The organism is Bacteroides sp. AF25-5LB (assembly GCF_003602965.1).
Classification (GTDB): domain Bacteria; phylum Bacteroidota; class Bacteroidia; order Bacteroidales; family Bacteroidaceae; genus Bacteroides; species Bacteroides uniformis.
Map to the genome: position 1 here is coordinate 45,088 of NZ_QTMC01000011.1, position 16,986 is coordinate 62,073.

A 16,986-nucleotide genomic window follows, 5' to 3' on the forward strand; every position below is an offset into this window, starting at 1 on the left:
GCATTACTTCTTCAAGTCGAAGAGATAAGTTATCTTGGCCGTAATGACTCCGTGTGCGGAGCGTGAGAAAAAGTCTTTCTTGGTGCTGCCATAGAAATCGGATAAAGCATAGTAGTATCTTCCTTCTACGATGAAATTGCCTGCCTTGGTGCGCAGCTCTATGCCTGCTCCGCCTGCAATGCCGTAGTCGAATTTGTTGTCTATGGCCTTGCCGTGCTGTTCCACGGTGATGTTGGTGTAGGATTCTGCTACAGTGCCGTCCCAGTCGCCGTCTATTTTTTCGCTGTCGCCAAGCAGGAAACCTATCTGCGGACCGGCATGGATGAAGAATTGCAAACCGCGGTCCTTGCCGAATGCCAGATGTGCCAGGAACGGTATTTCCACATAGTTCATGGTGCGGGTGTAGCTCAGTGTGGGATAGTCCTCGTAATACTCGTCCCAACCGTGTTGTGAGAAGTTCAGCTCGATTTGTGCACCGCAAATCATACTGAAGTATTTTTCGGAAATGTATCGGGCTGTTACACCGCCGTTGATACCCATCAGATTCTTCTGCTTGACAGAGGGAGAGAAGCTTACGCTATTCAGATTGATGCCTCCATTGACGCCCACAGCGAAGTTGTGGCGTTGCTCGCCCACCTGCGCATGCAGGGGCAATATACATGCACACACCAGCAGGGCGAATATGATGATTGTTCTCAGGTTCATGTTATAAGTTATAAGTTACAAGCTACAAGTTAATAGTTATATAGTGGATTATCAGATTATTAATCCTTAATCCCTAATCAAAGTCCAACTTCACCAGCTCAAAGTTCTTGGTGAAGTGCACGAAGAACACCTTCTTGTTGATGAAGCCTCCCCAGTTGTTTACCCGTTGGAACTTGAAGCCGGTCTGGATGGGAATCAAATCCAGTCCCTGCATGTTCTTCTCGAAAGAAGAGCCATAGCGCGCAAGTCCTTTCAGGAAGAAATAACCGGTATCGAAGCCCAGCATTCCGAATTTGGGATAGCGCTCGTCCATCTCCTTGCCATACCATCTGCGGTAGTTTTTGGTAAAGTTGATGGCGGCAGGCAGCAGGTTGTTGGTATAGAAAGAGGAATAGAAATAGGTGTCCAGTTCAAAGAAGGCTTCCAAGTGGTCTTTGGTGTAGGTCTGCCATTCCGGATAGCCGAACAGATGGATACGGCTTTCGGGTTGTTCGCGCACCAATAAGGTCAATTGGGGAAGTATCTTAATCAATGTCAGGTTACTGCCGGATGTGGGGATAAAGATATTCTCACGGTCCGTGCGTAATACTGTTTTCAGGGATTCTACGGTGACATCCTCTTTCAAGCTCTTCATCGGGATGGAACGGTTGCGCAGTTCATCTTTCAGTCCCTTGATGAATTCTGCCTTGTCCTTGGTGCCCTGGCTGGCTTCAATGAAGATGACGTTGGCATTGGGGAACTGGCGCACAAAGTGGTCGTACACCTCGGAGTACAGATAGGATTGGGGGGTATTTATCTGATAGACCGCCGGATTCTGGAATACCGTGTTGTCTTTCGATGTGAATGGTATCACCAGGCGTGTGTCTTGTTTCTTGGCAAACTCGGCCAGAGGTTTGATGTGCTGTTGGTACAGAGGCCCGAAGATGATGTCCATGTCTTTCATCTCGCTTTTGCCCAGGATGGAGTTCAGCGAGGCACTTTCGGGACCAGAATTGTAAGTGTACAAGTCAATGGAAGTGCCAGTACGTTTCAAGCTGTCTACGGCCATCAGCAGGCCTTCGTAGTATTCCACCATACGGGAAGACTCGCTCTTTGATACCCCGTCCAGGAAGGGAAGGATGACGGCAGCCTTGATGGTGCTGAAGCGTTCTGTCTTTTTCCGGTTTTCACGGAACAGCTCGCTGTCGGTAGGTATTGCCTGCGACTGGATATTTTGCTCCGTCTGTGCTTTGGGATAGGGAATGCAGAGGAAGGTTCCCTTCTTTATTTTGTTTTCGCCTTTTAATTCCGGGTTGGCGGCTATCAGTTCGGCTTCGCTGATGCCGTATTCACGGCTGATGCTGAATACGGTTTCTTTCCGCTTCACTTTATGCATGTCACGGCATCGTGACTCTACGGGGCCGAGAATATTGTTGTTGGCAACCACAGTGCTGCTTTGTGTCTCAACCGGGACCATGGTTTGGGGCTCGGTTGTGGAAGGGATACGGATTACTTGTCCGATACGGAAATTCTCGGCGCTCAGTCCCGGGTTGGCGTCACAGATGGCTTTGGCAGATACATTGTATTTCACGGTCAGTCGGTAAAGGGTCTCACCGGTTTCGATGGTATGGTATGTTTCTTTTTGTATGTTGGCAGCGCTGCGTGGAATACGCAATGTGCGTCCGATGAATATTTTCTCGTCACTGCCGGGGTTCAGTTTGATGATGTCCGACTGGCTGACGCCGTACATGCTGGCGATGGAGTAGAGACTTTGTCCTTTTTCGATAGTATGCAGAAAATAAGATTGATTCTCTTGTGCTATTGCACCGATACTGCATGCACTGGCAAGCAGCAGGGAGCAGATAATGCGGTTAATCGTTTTCATTCAGTAATCGTTGGTTTATGTTTACAATTTCCCAAAGTAGCTGCAAAGGTACGAATATTGTGGCATTCAAACCAAAGGATTGCGTTAAGAAATAATATTGTGCATTTCAAAACTGAAAAATAGCGCTTTTCGGCTGATATTCGGGGGGAAACAGTTATTTTTGCAGTTAAAACGATAGGATAAATCAACATGCAAGAAGAAACAGAATATATCAATGTATATGGTGCGCGCGTGCACAACCTCAAGAATATCGATGCCGAGATTCCCCGTAACAGCCTGACTGTGATTACAGGCCTGAGCGGAAGCGGCAAGTCCTCTTTGGCATTCGATACTATTTTTGCCGAAGGGCAGCGCCGCTATATCGAGACCTTTTCAGCCTATGCCCGTAACTTCCTGGGAAATTTGGAACGTCCGGACGTGGATAAGATAACGGGACTGAGTCCGGTTATCTCCATCGAGCAGAAAACCACGAATAAGAATCCACGTTCCACGGTGGGTACAACGACAGAGGTTTATGATTACCTTCGTTTGTTGTATGCCCGTGCGGGAGAGGCTTATTCTTATCTCTCCGGCGAGAAGATGGTGAAGTATACCGAGGAACAGATACTTGATCTTATCCTGAAGGATTACAAAGGAAAACGCATTTATATCCTTGCTCCGCTGGTGCGCAGCCGTAAGGGGCATTACAAGGAGCTCTTCGAGCAGGTGCGTAAGAAAGGCTATCTCTACGTACGTGTGGATGGTGAGGTGTGCGAAGCCTTGCCAGGCATGAAGCTGGACCGCTATAAGAACCATGATGTGGAGGTGGTGATAGACAAGCTGGTGGTGACGGACAAGGATGACACACGCCTGAAGAACAGCGTGGCCACTGCCATGCGTCAAGGTGACGGATTGCTGATGATACTCGATGCGCAGACGGATAGCGTGCGTCATTACAGCAAACGGCTGATGTGTCCCGTGACGGGGTTGTCCTATCGGGAACCGGCGCCGCACAACTTTTCCTTCAATTCGCCGCAAGGTGCATGCCCTAAGTGTAAGGGATTGGGGGTGGTCAGCCAGATTGATATTGACAAGGTGATTCCCGACCGTGAGCTCTCCATTGCCGGAGGTGCCATCACACCGTTGGGGAAAGCCAAGAACAGCATGATCTTCTGGCAGATTACTGCCTTGCTGGAGAAATATGAAGCAACGCTGAAAACACCGGTCAAAGACTTACCGGAGGATGCCATCGACGAGATTCTCTACGGCTCGGACGAGCGTATCAAGATAAAGAGTTCACTGATAGGCACCTCTTCCGATTATTTTGTGACGTTTGAGGGGGTTGTAAAGTATATCCAGATGTTGCAGGAGAAGGATGCTTCTGCCACGGCACAGAAGTGGGCGGACCAGTTTGCCAAGACTGCCGTTTGTCCGGAGTGTCATGGCGCCAAGTTGAATAAGGAAGCGCTTTCGTTCCGCATTCACGACAAGAACATCTACGAATTGTCTACGATGGACATCAATGAACTGTATGACTGGCTATCTGCCGTAGACCCGCATCTCAGCAGCAAGCAGCAGCAGATTGCCGGTGAAATCCTGAAGGAAATCCGTACGCGGCTCAAGTTTCTGCTCGATGTCGGTCTGGATTATCTGTCGCTGAACCGCAGTTCCGTCAGCCTTTCCGGTGGAGAGAGCCAGCGTATCCGCCTGGCTACGCAGATAGGCTCTCAGCTGGTGAATGTGCTCTATATATTGGACGAGCCGAGTATCGGCCTGCACCAGCGTGACAACCAGCGCTTGATACACTCTTTGAAGGAACTGCGTGACATTGGCAACTCCGTCATTGTGGTGGAGCATGACAAGGATATGATGCTCGCCGCCGATTATGTCATTGATATGGGGCCGAAAGCCGGTAGGCTGGGAGGGGATGTTGTCTTTGCCGGTACTCCCCGTGAAATGCTACGGACGCATACGCTGACTTCCCAATACTTGAATGGTGAGCGTGCCATTGAGGTGCCTGCCAAGCGTCGCGAGGGCAATGGACACAGTCTGTGGCTGCGTGGCGCCAAGGGTAATAATCTGAAGGATGTGGATGTGGAGTTCCCGCTGGGCAAGCTGATTTGCGTTACCGGTGTTTCCGGCAGTGGCAAGTCCACGCTTATCAACGAGACGTTGCAGCCTATTCTTTCGCAGAAGTTCTATCGTTCACTGCAGGATCCTTTGGACTATGATAGTATTGAAGGGCTGGAATATATAGACAAGGTGGTGAATGTGGACCAGTCTCCTTTGGGACGAACGCCGCGTTCCAATCCTGCCACTTATACCGGTGTGTTTTCCGATATCCGCAATCTGTTTGTCGGCTTGCCCGAAGCGAAGATACGTGGATATAAGGCGGGACGCTTCTCCTTCAACGTCAGTGGCGGACGCTGCGAAGCTTGCCAAGGCAATGGGTACAAGTGCATTGAGATGAATTTCCTGCCGGATGTGTATGTGCCTTGCGAGGTATGTCACGGCAAGCGTTACAACCGAGAGACGCTGGAAGTGCGTTTTAAGGGAAAATCCATTGCCGATGTGCTGGATATGACCATCAACCGTGCGGTGGAGTTTTTCGAGAATGTGCCTCAGATATTGAACAAAATTAAGGTTATCCAGGAAGTGGGATTGGGTTATATCAAGTTGGGCCAGTCTTCCACCACGCTCTCCGGAGGTGAGAGCCAGCGCGTGAAGTTGGCTACGGAACTTTCCAAACGTGATACGGGCAAGACTCTGTATATCCTTGACGAACCTACTACCGGACTTCATTTCGAAGATATCCGCGTTTTGATGAACGTGTTGAACAAACTTGTAGACAAAGGGAATACCGTCATCGTCATAGAGCATAATCTCGATGTCATCAAGATGGCGGACTATATCATCGATATGGGGCCAGAAGGCGGTAAGGGAGGGGGAGAACTCCTTTCCTGCGGAACCCCGGAAGAGGTTGCTAAAAGCAAGAAAGGCTATACGCCTAAGTTCCTGCGTGAAGAATTGAATATCAAGTGATAATTATCTCATCATAGAGAATATTATGAAAATCAATAAGACGAATGCAGCAAGGCTTCTCGACAAGGCCAAGATTGCGTATGAGCTCATTCCCTACGAGGTGGATGAGAACGACTTAAGTGCAGTGCATGTAGCTGCCAGTTTGGGTGAGGACATCAATTGCGTGTTCAAGACGCTGATTCTTCACGGTGATAAATCCGGTTATTTTGTCTGTGTCATCCCGGGTGAGCACGAAGTGGATTTGAAGCTGGCGGCAAAAGCGTCAGGAAACAAAAAATGTGACCTTATCCCGGTTAAGGAACTTTTACCTCTGACTGGCTATATCCGGGGTGGGTGTTCACCCATCGGCATGAAGAAACCTTTCCCTACCTATATCCATGAAACGTGCCTGCGGTTTCCGTATATCTATATCAGTGCCGGACAACGCGGTTTGCAGCTTAAGTTGGATCCGAAGGATTTGGTAAGGGAAGTGCATGCAGAGGTTTGTATTCTTTTTAATGAATAAATCTTCTATTTCTGCCGAGATATTTTAATTTTATAAGGAAATCTTCAATAGAATTTATATATTTGCAGGAATTATTCAAGAAATCAATCCAATTACTAATTCTAAAAACTAATTTTTATGTTCAACAAACACCCTAAAGGTCTGATTGCCGCATCTTTTGCTAATTTGGGCGAGCGTTTCGGCTTTTATACCATGATGGCCATTCTTGTACTTTTTCTGCAAGCCAAGTTCGGACTGGATGGAAAAGAGGCAGGTTTGATCTACTCAACATTTTATTTTTCTATTTACATTCTAGCATTGATAGGTGGTATTATTGCCGACAGAACCCGTAATTACAAAGGTACCATCTTTGCCGGTATTGTTTTGATGGCGGTAGGTTACTTGATGCTGGCCATCCCGTCTCCTACACCGGTTGCCAATAAGACCTTGTTTCTGGTGATTACTTGTGCAGCCTTGTTTGTCATTGCTTTCGGAAATGGTCTTTTCAAGGGAAATCTTCAAGCGCTCGTAGGGCAGATGTACGACAATCCTCAGTACTCCAGCATGCGCGATTCCGGTTTCTCCTTATTCTATATGTTCATCAATGTAGGTGCCATCTTTGCCCCGTTTGCCGCAGTAGGCGTGCGTAACTGGTGGTTGTCCACATTCGGCTACAATTATGATGCCGACCTGCCTGCCCTTTGCCACGGACATCTGGCAGGAACGCTGACTCCCGAGGCTGTGGACACTTATAGCGCATTGGCAGCCAAAGCCACTATTTCCGGAACACCCGTAACGGATATGACGGTATTTGCCAATGAATATCTGAACGTGTTCACCACTGGTTTCCATTATGCATTCGGTGTAGCTATCTTGGCTATGGTTCTCTCTTTGGTAATTTTCGTCATCAACAGAAAGAAATTCCCCGATCCCAGCAAGAAGGTTGCTGCAAAAGCGGGCGATGCCACTGCAGTGGAGATGAATGCACAAGAGGTAAGACAGCGCATGTATGCATTGTTTGCCGTATTCGGTGTGGTAATTTTCTTCTGGTTCTCGTTCCATCAGAATGGATTGACACTGACTTATTTTGCCAAGGAATATACAGATTTGAATTTGTTCGGCATGGCTATTTCAGCTGAGCTGTTCCAGTCTTTGAACCCGATTTTCGTTGTGTCTCTCACTCCGGTCATCATGGCTGTCTTTGCAGCACAGCGTGCCAAGGGTAAAGAGCCTTCCACTCCGCGGAAGATTGCCATCGGTATGGGTATTGCTGCCACTGGCTTCCTTATAATGGCTATCGGTTCTTATGTAAGCAACTTGCCGATGCACAAGGATATTATCGCTTTGGGTACCTCTCCGGTGAAGGTGACTCCGCTGTTGCTGATGGTTACCTATCTGATATTGACTGTTGCCGAGTTGTACATTTCTCCGTTGGGCATTTCATTCGTATCCAAGGTGGCTCCTCCCAAATATCAGGGTATCATGCAGGGCGGTTGGCTCGGTGCTACTGCCATTGGTAATCAGTTGCTCGTTATCGGTGCTATCCTTTACGAAAGTATTCCTATCTGGATGACGTGGACGGTATTTGTAGTAGCGTGCTGCATTTCGATGTTCACCATGCTGTTCATGCTGAAATGGCTTGAAAAGGTGGCGAAGTAATCGGAAACGAAAGATAAAACTAAAGGCTGCGCAATGTTCGTAATGAACTGCGCAGCCTTTAGTTTTTGGAGGGCTTTTAATGCCGGGGCTCAGATTTCCAGTCCCATGATGTAGTCATTCATGTAATATCCGTTTCCTATCGGGAAATCCCCTTCACGGAGTTTCCGCATTCCCATATGTTCGTAAAACTGCAGTGCCTTGTTGTTACGGTTCACATTCAATTCCATCAGACAAGGGCCGGGATGCACTTCCTTGATGTACTTGATGGCTTCGCGAAAGAGGAAACTGCCGCAATGTGCACCCTGGTAATAGGGGAGCACATAAATCTTTTGCAGGTGGAATAAATTTTCTCCTTGCTGCTGTACGGACACATAGCCCGCCGCTTCACATTCTTCGTAGGCCAGGAAGTAGACGTGACCTTCCTCTTCCATTTGCTTGCGGATATTGTCCAATGAATACATCCATTCCATCATGTAGTCGGTCTGTTCGGGAGTAAGGATATCCTTATACGTGACAGGGAATATCTGCTGCGCAAGTTTCTGAATCAGTGCGCAGTCTGCTGTCGTTGCTTTTCTTATGGTAAACATATCGGTTGTATTTATACTGTTTGGGGTGTAAAGTTAAGCCTTTTTTGTGAAACAATCGTTATCTTTGCAGACCGTTACCGAACTAACTAATTTTGATTTTAAAAATTATGGCATTTACGAGCAACATTATGATTGTCCGCCACAGATTACTGAAGGAACTGGTAAAGCTGTGGAATAACAACGAACTTGTGGATAAAATAGACCGGCTGCCCATCGAGCTGAGTCCGAAGAGGTCCAAGCACGCGGGACGCTGCTGTGTGCACAAAGAGCGCGCGGTGTGGAAGTACAAGTCATTGCCGCTTCTGGGACTCGATATGGAGGACGAGACGGATGAGCTGACCCCCTTGTCGGAGTACGCTGCCCGTGCACTGGACAGAGCGGAAAATGGCAGGCCGAAAGACAATATCATGTGTGTGATTGACGAAGCTTGTTCGGCATGTGTGCAGATTAACTACGAGATTACGAATCTCTGCCGCGGATGTACGGCACGCAGTTGCCAGGTGAATTGTCCCAAGAAGGCAGTGCATGTCAAGGAGAGCGGTCAGGCATGGATTGACCATGATGCATGTATCAGTTGCGGCATCTGCCATAAGAGTTGTCCCTACCATGCCATTGTTTATATTCCCGTACCTTGTGAGGAAGCTTGTCCCGTGAAAGCCATCAGTAAGGATGAGAAGGGGATAGAGCATATTGACGAAAGCAAATGTATCTATTGCGGAAAGTGTCTCAATGCATGTCCATTCGGAGCAATTTTCGAAATATCGCAGGTGTTCGACGTGTTGCACAGAATCCGCAAGGGTGAGCAGGTGGTGGCTATCGTGGCTCCGTCCATCCTGGGGCAGTTCAAGACGACTATTGAACAAGTATATGGCGCATTGAAACAAGTCGGTTTTACGGATGTCATTGAGGTGGCTCAGGGTGCGATGGATACCGTCAGCAACGAGGCGCACGAGCTGATTGAGAAGCTGGAGGAGGGTCAGAAGTTTATGACGACTTCCTGTTGTCCGTCTTATATAGAGTTGGTGAACAAGCATATTCCTGCCATGAAGCCTTACGTGTCGGGCACCGGTTCGCCAATGTATTATGCTGCCCGCATTGCTAAAGAGAAGTATCCGGATGCGAAGGTGGTCTTCATAGGTCCTTGCGTTGCCAAGCGCAAAGAGGCGCAGCGCGACGAGGCGGTGGACTTTATCATGACTTTCGAGGAGGTGGCTTCCGTGCTTGCCGGGCTGGATATTCAGATGGAGCAGGCAAAGCCCTATTCCATGAGTTTCACTTCCGTGCGCGAGGCGCATGGTTTTGCGCAGGCAGGAGGCGTGATGGGTGCCGTGAAAGCCTATCTGAAGGAAGAGGCAGATAAAATCAATGCCGTACAAGTGGCTAATCTGGATAAGAAGGCTATCGGTGCGTTGCGTGCTTACGCCAAGTCGGGCAAGGCTCCGGGGCAATTTATTGAAGTGATGGCTTGCGAGGGTGGTTGTATTACCGGGCCATGTTCGCATAATGAAATAACTGCCGGAAAGCGCCAGCTGACGCAGGAGTTGGCAAAGAGAAAAGAGACGTATTAGCCCTTTGTCCGTTTATATGAAGCATTTGATTGACAAATTGCGGAGCAATCGCAGGCTGGATGCCGAAGAGTATAAAGCCTTGCTTCTTTGTCGGGACACAGAACTTGCAGCCTACCTGCAGGAGCTTGCCCGGGAAGAAGCGCTTGCCTGCTTTGGCAATAAAATCTTCATTCGCGGACTGATTGAGATAACCAACCGTTGCCGCAATAACTGCTACTATTGCGGCATACGGAAGGAGAACCGGAACATAGTCCGTTATGAGCTGGCGCAGGAGGAGATTCTTTCGTGTTGCCATGAAGGCTATCGGTTGGGTTTCCGTACCTTTGTGCTGCAAGGGGGCGAAGCGCCGGCGGTGAAGGATGAGGGGATGGTGGAGACAGTTGCCGCCATCCGGCAATCCTTCCCGGATTGTGCCATTACCTTATCCTTGGGCGAGAAATCGCGGGAAGCCTACGAACGTTTCTTCCTGGCAGGTGCCAACCGCTATCTGTTGCGGCACGAAACCTGCAACGAAGGGCATTATCACCGGCTTCATCCTGCGGAGATGTCCCTTTCCCATCGGTTGCAATGCTTGGACTGGCTGAAAGAGATAGGCTATCAAGTGGGAACCGGAATCATGGTGGGCAGTCCTTACCAGACGGTGGACCATTTGGTAGAAGACATTCTCTTCATCGAACGGTTTCAGCCGGAGATGATAGGCATGGGACCTTTTCTTCCGCATCACGATACTCCGTTTTCCTCTTTTCCGCCGGGAGATATGGAGTTGACGTTGAAGTTGCTTTCTATCTTCCGGTTGATGCATCCCGCGGCACTGATACCTGCTACCACTGCCCTGGCCACACTTGCTCCGGACGGACGGGAACGGGGAATATTGGCTGGCGCCAATGTCGTGATGCCTAATCTTTCGCCTTCTCATCAGCGGGCGAAGTACTCCCTCTATGATAACAAAGCTTCTGCGGGTGCCGAAGCGGCAGAAGGTTTGCTAAAATTGGAGGAACAACTGAAAGGGATAGGCTACGAGGTATCAAAAGAGAGAGGAGATTATGAGAATGGAGAATTGACCGTTGATAATTGATAATTTTCAAATCTTCATTCTTTATTTTAATTACCAATTATCAATTTACGAAGTGTATAACATAAAGTCAAGACAAGCGGAAGAATTCATCAATCACCAGGAGATATTGGATACATTGGAGTATGCGCAGGCAAACCGCAACAACCGTCCGCTCATCGAAAGTTTGATTGACAAGGCTGCTTTGTGCCAGGGGCTTTCCCATCGGGAGGCGGCCCTGCTGCTGGAATGTGACGAGCCGGAACTGGTGCAGCGCATCTATCATCTGGCACGTGAAATCAAACGGAAATTCTATGGCAACCGCATTGTGATGTTTGCCCCGCTTTACCTTTCCAACTATTGCGTGAACGGTTGCGTCTATTGCCCGTATCATGCCAAGAACCGTACCATCCCCCGCAAGAAACTCTCGCAAGAGGAGATACGCCGCGAGGTTATCGCCTTGCAGGACATGGGGCATAAACGCCTGGCGCTGGAAGCCGGAGAAGACCCTCGAAACAACCCTATCGACTATATCTTAGAGTCTATCCGCACCATCTACAGCATTCATCACAAGAATGGGGCCATCCGCCGGGTGAATGTCAACATAGCCGCCACTACAGTGGAGAACTACCGGCTGCTGAAGGAGGCTGGCATCGGCACTTATATCCTTTTTCAGGAGACTTACAGCAAAGAGCATTACGAAGCCTTGCATCCCACGGGACCGAAAAGTAATTATGCCTACCACACCGAAGCGATGGACCGTGCTATGGAGGGTGGCATCGACGACGTAGGTATCGGCGTATTGTTCGGTCTGAACACCTATCGTTATGACTTCGTAGGACTGCTGATGCATGCCGAACATCTGGAAGCTACCTTTGGCGTGGGTCCGCATACCATCAGCGTGCCGCGTATCTGTCCGGCAGATGATATTTCGACCGAGGATTTTCCCGATGCCATCTCGGATGAGATGTTCTGCCGTATTGTGGCGGTTACCCGCATTGCGGTGCCTTATACGGGAATGATTATTTCCACCCGTGAGTCGGAAGCCGTACGCCGTCGGGTGCTCGAACTGGGCGTTTCGCAGATAAGCGGCGGTTCGCGCACCAGCGTGGGAGGCTATGCCGTGCCGGAAGCCAAAGAGGAAGATTCCTCCCAATTCGATGTGAGCGACCGGCGCACGCTGGATGAAGTGGTGAGTTGGCTGCTCGACCTGGGGCATATCCCCAGCTTCTGCACCGCCTGCTATCGCGAGGGACGTACCGGAGACCGCTTCATGTCGCTCGTCAAGCGCGGACAGATAGCAAACTGCTGCCAGCCCAATGCACTGATGACATTAAAAGAATATCTGGAGGACTATGCCTCCTCCGAAACCAAGGAGAAGGGCATACAGCTGATTCGTGAGGAGATGGAGCATATCCCGAACCCCAAGATACGGGCGATAGCCGAACGTAATCTTCAGGAGATAGGGGAGGGGAAAAGAGACTTTAGATTTTAGATTTCGGATTTATGAATAATACACCTCGTTCCAACCGCCTGCACATTGCCGTCTTTGGACGACGGAACAGCGGAAAGTCCAGCCTTGTCAATGCCTTGACCGGGCAAGACACGGCATTGGTATCCGCAACGCCCGGCACTACTACCGATCCCGTAACCAAAGCCATGGAAGTATATCCTTTGGGCCCGTGCCTCTTTATCGATACCCCCGGTTTTGATGACGACGAAGGCGAACTGGGCGGTATGCGCGTGGAGCGTACCTTAAAGACGGTGGAGAAAGCGGACATCGCCCTCTTGCTTTATGAAGCTGACGGAACGCTGGAACAGCAATGGCTAAAGCTACTGGCTGCGCGCGAAATCCCCGTGATACTGATACTGAATAAAGCCGATTCCCGTCAAGACACCGCTTCCGTGGTGCTTCGGATTGAAAAGGAATGCGGGCAGGCTCCCGTTGTGGTCAGTGCCAAAGAGGGTACCGGCATTCAAGGCATTTTCGATGCTATTCTCGAAAAGCTTCCCGAGAATTTTGGTGAGCAGACTATCACGGGCAATTGGGTAAGTGAAGGAGATGTCGTCCTGCTGGTGATGCCCCAGGATATACAAGCCCCCAAAGGTCGTCTCATTCTTCCGCAAGTGCAGACCATCCGCGAACTGTTGGATAAAAAGTGCTTAGTGATGAGCTGCACCACCGACAAGCTGCAAGCCTCCCTGCAAGCCCTTGCCCGTCCGCCTAAGCTGATAATCACCGATTCACAAGTATTCCCCATCGTCTATCAACAAAAGCCTGCCGAAAGTAGTCTTACTTCCTTCTCGGTTCTTTTTGCCGGCTACAAAGGAGATATCAATGCCTTCGTGGAGGGAGCTGCCGCTATCCATAGCCTGACCCCCCAATCGCGTGTACTGATAGCCGAAGCTTGCACCCACGCCCCGCTGACCGAGGACATCGGTACCGTCAAAATTCCCCGCCTGCTACGAAAGCGCATCGGCGAGGAATTGCAGATAGACTTTGTATCTGGAAATGACTTTCCCAGAGACTTGTCCCGATATGATTTAATTATCCATTGCGGCGCTTGCATGTTCAACCGGAAGTACGTTCTCAATCGTATAGCCCATGCCCGCGCACAGCACATCCCCATAACCAACTACGGAGTAGCAATTGCGAGTCTGACCGGTATATTGGATAAAATTGTTATCTATCGGTAAATATCCCTTTCCCTCTCTGTTCACGTTACTGATGTTATAGAGTAGCGTGAACTACTTTTCTTGTTAATAATGTTTAATACATGGTACTTTGTAATGCAAGGTACTGATATAATACATATATTTGTGCCATACAAGGAACAACAATAGAATGAATAAGGACACTCATTACTCTATTGCGCAGCAAAATAGTAAATCGTAAATTGTCAAATAGTAAATACCATTATGGATGTAAACAATGTAAAGTCGCAAATGCGCAAGGGCATGCTTGAATATTGCATCATGCTGCTGCTTCACAAAGAGCCGGCTTATGCTTCGGATATCATTCAGAAGTTGAAAGAAGCCAGACTGATTGTGGTGGAAGGTACACTTTATCCGTTGCTCACCCGTTTGAAGAACGACGACCTTTTGGGGTATGAATGGATTGAGTCTACACAAGGTCCTCCCCGTAAATATTACCGGTTGACGGAAAAAGGAGAAGTCTTTCTCGGTGAACTGGAAACATCCTGGAAAGAGTTGAACGATACGGTGAATCACATCAGCAATTCTTGAAATGCCCACAGAGAATATGCTGCATTCGCCGAATGGTAAATAGTAAATCGTAAATAGTCAAATTGTAAATAAATAGTGTGTTATGAAAAAGACATTAACTGTAAATTTAGGTGGAACCGTTTTCAATATTGATGATGACGCATACCGTCTTTTGGATAATTATCTGAGTAATCTCAAGATGCACTTCCGCAAGGAAGTCGGTGCCGACGAGATTGTAGATGATATTGAACGCCGTATTTCCGAACTCTTTGCCGAGAAATTGTCGGCCGGTTCGCAAGTAATCACGATAGCCGATGTGGAAGAGGTGATTGCCCGCATGGGAAAGCCGGAAGATATGGAGGCGGAAGGAGAGAGTGCTAGTGCCGATTCCGGCAGCACGAGTGCCGGGGGCGGCTATGGTGCCGGTGCTTGGAACAGCAATACCGCTTATGGCACTACACGCCGTCGTCTATACCGCAATCCGGATGACAAAATGCTGGGTGGTGTCATCAGTGGAATGGCTGCCTACCTGGGATGGGATGTAACTTTACTTCGACTGTTACTGCTTGTCATCTTGATTTGTGGGGTAGGGACATTGATACCGGTCTATATCGTGTGTTGGCTGGTTATACCGGAAGCCCGCACAGCGGCCGAGAAGTTGAGTATGCGTGGCGAGGCCGTTACGGTGGAGAATATCGGAAAGACGGTGACGGACGGTTTTGAGAAGGTTGCCAATGGGGTGAATGATTATATGAGGTCGGACAAACCCCGTACTTTCTTGCAGAAGTTGGGAGATGCATTGGTGATGATTGTCGGCTGGTTCTTGAAAATCTGTCTGGTGATATTTGCCATTATCTGCAGTCCGGTATTGTTTGTATTTGGAGTGGTATTTGTGGCGTTGTTGTTTGCTGCGATAGCGGTGGCTGTTGGTGGCGGTGCGGCTCTCATTTCCTTTTTCCCGATGGCTGATGTGGTACTGCCTACTTCTCCGTTGTCTGCCATTGTGATGTACATTGCAGGAATCTTGCTGGTAGGAATTCCTTTGGTCAGTCTTGTATGGGCCATCTTCAGTCAGATATTCAAATGGCAGCCGATGAATTCCGGTTTGAAGTGGACGCTGGTTATTCTTTGGATTGTAAGTGCGGCTTGCTTCGGAATCTGTTTTGCAGTGCAAGGGGCTACTTTCCCGGAATTGGGTATCTTTAACTTCTGAGAATAGTAATTTCTTTTTTAATTGATATCGTGTTTGTAGGAATCTGATTTCTATAAACACGATATTTTTTATTTCAATGTAATTATTTGTTATACAGTGGAATATTTCGTTTGGAAAAGGTGTTTTTTAAACGTTCGTTTAATGAACGCAAAGATAACGTGTATTTTTGAATCTCGCAAAATGTTTAATAAAAATATTCTATAAATTTCTTTTTAGTGAGTATAATACTTTGTCAGTAAGCCTATTGCATTGTATTTCTCTAACTTCTTCCTTTTACTAATTTTTAAGTAATCTTCCCTCTTTAGTTTTCTTAAATATTGACGTTCAAAAAACGAACGTCTATTGAACGCTTTTTGCTTGCAATAGATTCGTTTACAGCATTTTACCTGACAGGTAATGAATGACTGCAAAAAATCTGTTGACAAGAAGGGCATAAAGCTTGTCGTATTCTACATAAAGTGTCCGCAAGTAATTGAATTTCAAGTGTATGCAAGAGGTTCAAAGCCCCAGGAGAACACCCTTGTCTGAACAAAAGCATAAAAATGGGAATAGAGAAAGAGGTCGAAATCTGGTATGCTATGCGTGCCACCTACCGCAGAGAACCAGATGCCATGCATCTGCTCAAGAAAGAAAATTTGGGCTGTTTCATTCCTATGCAATACAAGATATGTATAAAAAAAGGGAAAAAAGTCCGTGCTCTGGTTCCGGTCGTTCATAATCTGCTTTTTGTCCATGCCCGTCCTTCCGATGTGCAGCGTGTAAAATCTCAAGTCACTTATCTGCAATATATCACCGATACCCGCAGTGGGCAGAAGATTATTGTCCCAGACGGTCAGATGCAGCGTTTCATTGCCGTATCCGGCACTTACGATGATCATCTTCTTTATTTTCAACCGGATGAATTGAACTTGTCCAAAGGCACCAAAGTCCGGATTACCGGCGGTGAATTTGAGGGGCAAGAGGGTGTGTTTCTGAAGGTGAAAGGCGCACGTGACCGTCGCGTGGTTATCGAAATACAAGGTGTCATAGCTGTTGCCATGGCCACTATCCATCCCGATCTTATAGAAGTAATCGGCTGAACTTTAATTTTTAATTCTTAATTCTATAATTGCTTATGTCTCTTTCCGAAGAAGCAATCACTCTTCAGCGTGCTGCGCACGAACTGATGTATTTGGGTATGGACGGCAGTCCCGTCTATAGCGATGACTTGTCACGGCGGAACGGTGAGGTCTACCGTCTTACCATGGCTTTATACCGGTCGGGTGTAAAAGGCACTACCATCGAAGAGCAGGCAAATGTCTGTCTTGCCCTTCTTATGGGTTACAGCGCCTCTTTTGTGGACCATGGCGAAAAGCAGCAGCATGTCCAGGAAGTGCTGGACTGTTGTTGGGATGTGCTCGACGCCCTTCCCGCTTCCTTACTGAAGCTCCGTCTGCTTACCGCCTGCTACGGTGAAGTGTTCGACGAGTCTTTGGCCGACGAAGGCCGTTCCATCATCGCCTCCTGGGATTCCTTATCACTTACTCCCGAACAGCAGGAAGCGGTTGATGAATTTCAGAATGTGACAGACAATCCCTATCCATGGGAATATATCGATGAATAAAACTTT

The 16,986-nt window shown here is 48.2% G+C and carries 14 protein-coding genes; 11 read left to right on the forward strand and 3 right to left on the reverse strand.

Annotation, left to right across the window (positions count from 1 at the left end):
• Positions 1-3: 3 nt before the first annotated feature.
• Together DWY57_RS12945 and DWY57_RS12950 are read right to left on the reverse strand one after the other, a co-directional pair.
• Positions 4-705: a porin family protein gene (locus tag DWY57_RS12945; protein ID WP_008663316.1), complete on the reverse strand. Its 702-nt coding sequence runs from the start codon at positions 703-705 to the stop codon at positions 4-6.
• A 73-nt stretch (positions 706-778) separates the two neighbouring features.
• Positions 779-2,569 carry a LysM peptidoglycan-binding domain-containing protein gene (locus tag DWY57_RS12950; protein WP_117599497.1) on the reverse strand — a complete coding sequence of 597 codons (1,791 nt, stop codon included), beginning with the start codon at positions 2,567-2,569 and terminating at the stop codon, positions 779-781.
• Positions 2,570-2,758: 189 nt separating this feature from the next.
• Here DWY57_RS12950 and uvrA point away from each other — a divergent pair, with 189 nt between their 5' ends.
• From uvrA to DWY57_RS12970, 3 genes are all read left to right on the forward strand, one after another.
• A complete protein-coding gene (gene uvrA / locus DWY57_RS12960) occupies positions 2,759-5,590 on the forward strand; it encodes an excinuclease ABC subunit UvrA (protein ID WP_119961887.1) in 2,832 nt (943 codons plus the stop codon).
• A 25-nt stretch (positions 5,591-5,615) separates the two neighbouring features.
• Positions 5,616-6,095, forward strand: coding sequence for a Cys-tRNA(Pro) deacylase (gene ybaK / locus DWY57_RS12965; RefSeq protein ID WP_005825350.1), 480 nt, complete (start codon positions 5,616-5,618; stop codon positions 6,093-6,095).
• A 117-nt stretch (positions 6,096-6,212) separates the two neighbouring features.
• Positions 6,213-7,733 carry a peptide MFS transporter gene (locus tag DWY57_RS12970; RefSeq protein WP_005825349.1) on the forward strand — a complete coding sequence of 507 codons (1,521 nt, stop codon included), beginning with the start codon at positions 6,213-6,215 and terminating at the stop codon, positions 7,731-7,733.
• Positions 7,734-7,822: 89 nt separating this feature from the next.
• Here the strand turns inward: DWY57_RS12970 and DWY57_RS12975 are convergent, their stop codons facing one another.
• Complete coding sequence (locus tag DWY57_RS12975) at positions 7,823-8,320, reverse strand: GNAT family N-acetyltransferase (RefSeq protein ID WP_057255989.1); 498 nt, start codon at positions 8,318-8,320, stop codon at positions 7,823-7,825.
• Between the two features lie 107 nt (positions 8,321-8,427).
• Between DWY57_RS12975 and DWY57_RS12980 the strand changes: the two genes are divergently transcribed.
• The 8 genes from DWY57_RS12980 to DWY57_RS13015 all read left to right on the forward strand — a co-directional run bounded on the left by DWY57_RS12980 (position 8,428) and on the right by DWY57_RS13015 (position 16,980).
• Positions 8,428-9,888, forward strand: coding sequence for a monomeric [FeFe] hydrogenase (locus DWY57_RS12980; RefSeq protein WP_005825346.1), 1,461 nt, complete (start codon positions 8,428-8,430; stop codon positions 9,886-9,888).
• A 16-nt stretch (positions 9,889-9,904) separates the two neighbouring features.
• The gene (hydE, locus tag DWY57_RS12985) at positions 9,905-10,963 is read left to right on the forward strand and encodes a [FeFe] hydrogenase H-cluster radical SAM maturase HydE (RefSeq protein ID WP_117964394.1); all 1,059 of its coding nucleotides are present in this window, start codon (positions 9,905-9,907) and stop codon (positions 10,961-10,963) included.
• 52 nt (positions 10,964-11,015) lie between these two features.
• Positions 11,016-12,434 carry a [FeFe] hydrogenase H-cluster radical SAM maturase HydG gene (gene hydG / locus DWY57_RS12990; RefSeq protein ID WP_034525452.1) on the forward strand — a complete coding sequence of 473 codons (1,419 nt, stop codon included), beginning with the start codon at positions 11,016-11,018 and terminating at the stop codon, positions 12,432-12,434.
• A gap of 11 nt (positions 12,435-12,445) precedes the next feature.
• On the forward strand, positions 12,446-13,636 hold the full coding sequence (hydF, locus tag DWY57_RS12995) for a [FeFe] hydrogenase H-cluster maturation GTPase HydF (protein WP_119961888.1): 1,191 nt from the start codon (positions 12,446-12,448) through the stop codon (positions 13,634-13,636).
• 222 nt (positions 13,637-13,858) lie between these two features.
• Positions 13,859-14,185: a PadR family transcriptional regulator gene (locus DWY57_RS13000; protein WP_057281192.1), complete on the forward strand. Its 327-nt coding sequence runs from the start codon at positions 13,859-13,861 to the stop codon at positions 14,183-14,185.
• Positions 14,186-14,267: 82 nt separating this feature from the next.
• Positions 14,268-15,377: a PspC domain-containing protein gene (locus tag DWY57_RS13005; protein ID WP_057281191.1), complete on the forward strand. Its 1,110-nt coding sequence runs from the start codon at positions 14,268-14,270 to the stop codon at positions 15,375-15,377.
• Positions 15,378-15,919: 542 nt separating this feature from the next.
• Positions 15,920-16,456 (forward strand): UpxY family transcription antiterminator, encoded by a 537-nt coding sequence (locus tag DWY57_RS13010; protein ID WP_005825336.1) that lies wholly within the window; start codon positions 15,920-15,922, stop codon positions 16,454-16,456.
• Positions 16,457-16,491: 35 nt separating this feature from the next.
• Positions 16,492-16,980, forward strand: coding sequence for a UpxZ family transcription anti-terminator antagonist (locus DWY57_RS13015; protein WP_005829506.1), 489 nt, complete (start codon positions 16,492-16,494; stop codon positions 16,978-16,980).
• Positions 16,981-16,986: the final 6 nt, after the last annotated feature.

Excerpts from the sequence above, each read along its gene's own strand:
- DWY57_RS12945 (WP_008663316.1), bottom strand. The coding sequence starts at position 705 with ATGAACCTGAGAACAATCATCATATTCGCCCTGCTGGTGTGTGCATGT.
- DWY57_RS12950 (WP_117599497.1), bottom strand. The coding sequence starts at position 2,569 with ATGAAAACGATTAACCGCATTATCTGCTCCCTGCTGCTTGCCAGTGCA.
- uvrA (WP_119961887.1), top strand. The coding sequence starts at position 2,759 with ATGCAAGAAGAAACAGAATATATCAATGTATATGGTGCGCGCGTGCAC.
- ybaK (WP_005825350.1), top strand. The coding sequence starts at position 5,616 with ATGAAAATCAATAAGACGAATGCAGCAAGGCTTCTCGACAAGGCCAAG.
- DWY57_RS12970 (WP_005825349.1), top strand. The coding sequence starts at position 6,213 with ATGTTCAACAAACACCCTAAAGGTCTGATTGCCGCATCTTTTGCTAAT.
- DWY57_RS12975 (WP_057255989.1), bottom strand. The coding sequence starts at position 8,320 with ATGTTTACCATAAGAAAAGCAACGACAGCAGACTGCGCACTGATTCAG.
- DWY57_RS12980 (WP_005825346.1), top strand. The coding sequence starts at position 8,428 with ATGGCATTTACGAGCAACATTATGATTGTCCGCCACAGATTACTGAAG.
- hydE (WP_117964394.1), top strand. The coding sequence starts at position 9,905 with ATGAAGCATTTGATTGACAAATTGCGGAGCAATCGCAGGCTGGATGCC.
- hydF (WP_119961888.1), top strand. The coding sequence starts at position 12,446 with ATGAATAATACACCTCGTTCCAACCGCCTGCACATTGCCGTCTTTGGA.
- DWY57_RS13000 (WP_057281192.1), top strand. The coding sequence starts at position 13,859 with ATGGATGTAAACAATGTAAAGTCGCAAATGCGCAAGGGCATGCTTGAA.
- DWY57_RS13005 (WP_057281191.1), top strand. The coding sequence starts at position 14,268 with ATGAAAAAGACATTAACTGTAAATTTAGGTGGAACCGTTTTCAATATT.
- DWY57_RS13010 (WP_005825336.1), top strand. The coding sequence starts at position 15,920 with ATGGGAATAGAGAAAGAGGTCGAAATCTGGTATGCTATGCGTGCCACC.
- DWY57_RS13015 (WP_005829506.1), top strand. The coding sequence starts at position 16,492 with ATGTCTCTTTCCGAAGAAGCAATCACTCTTCAGCGTGCTGCGCACGAA.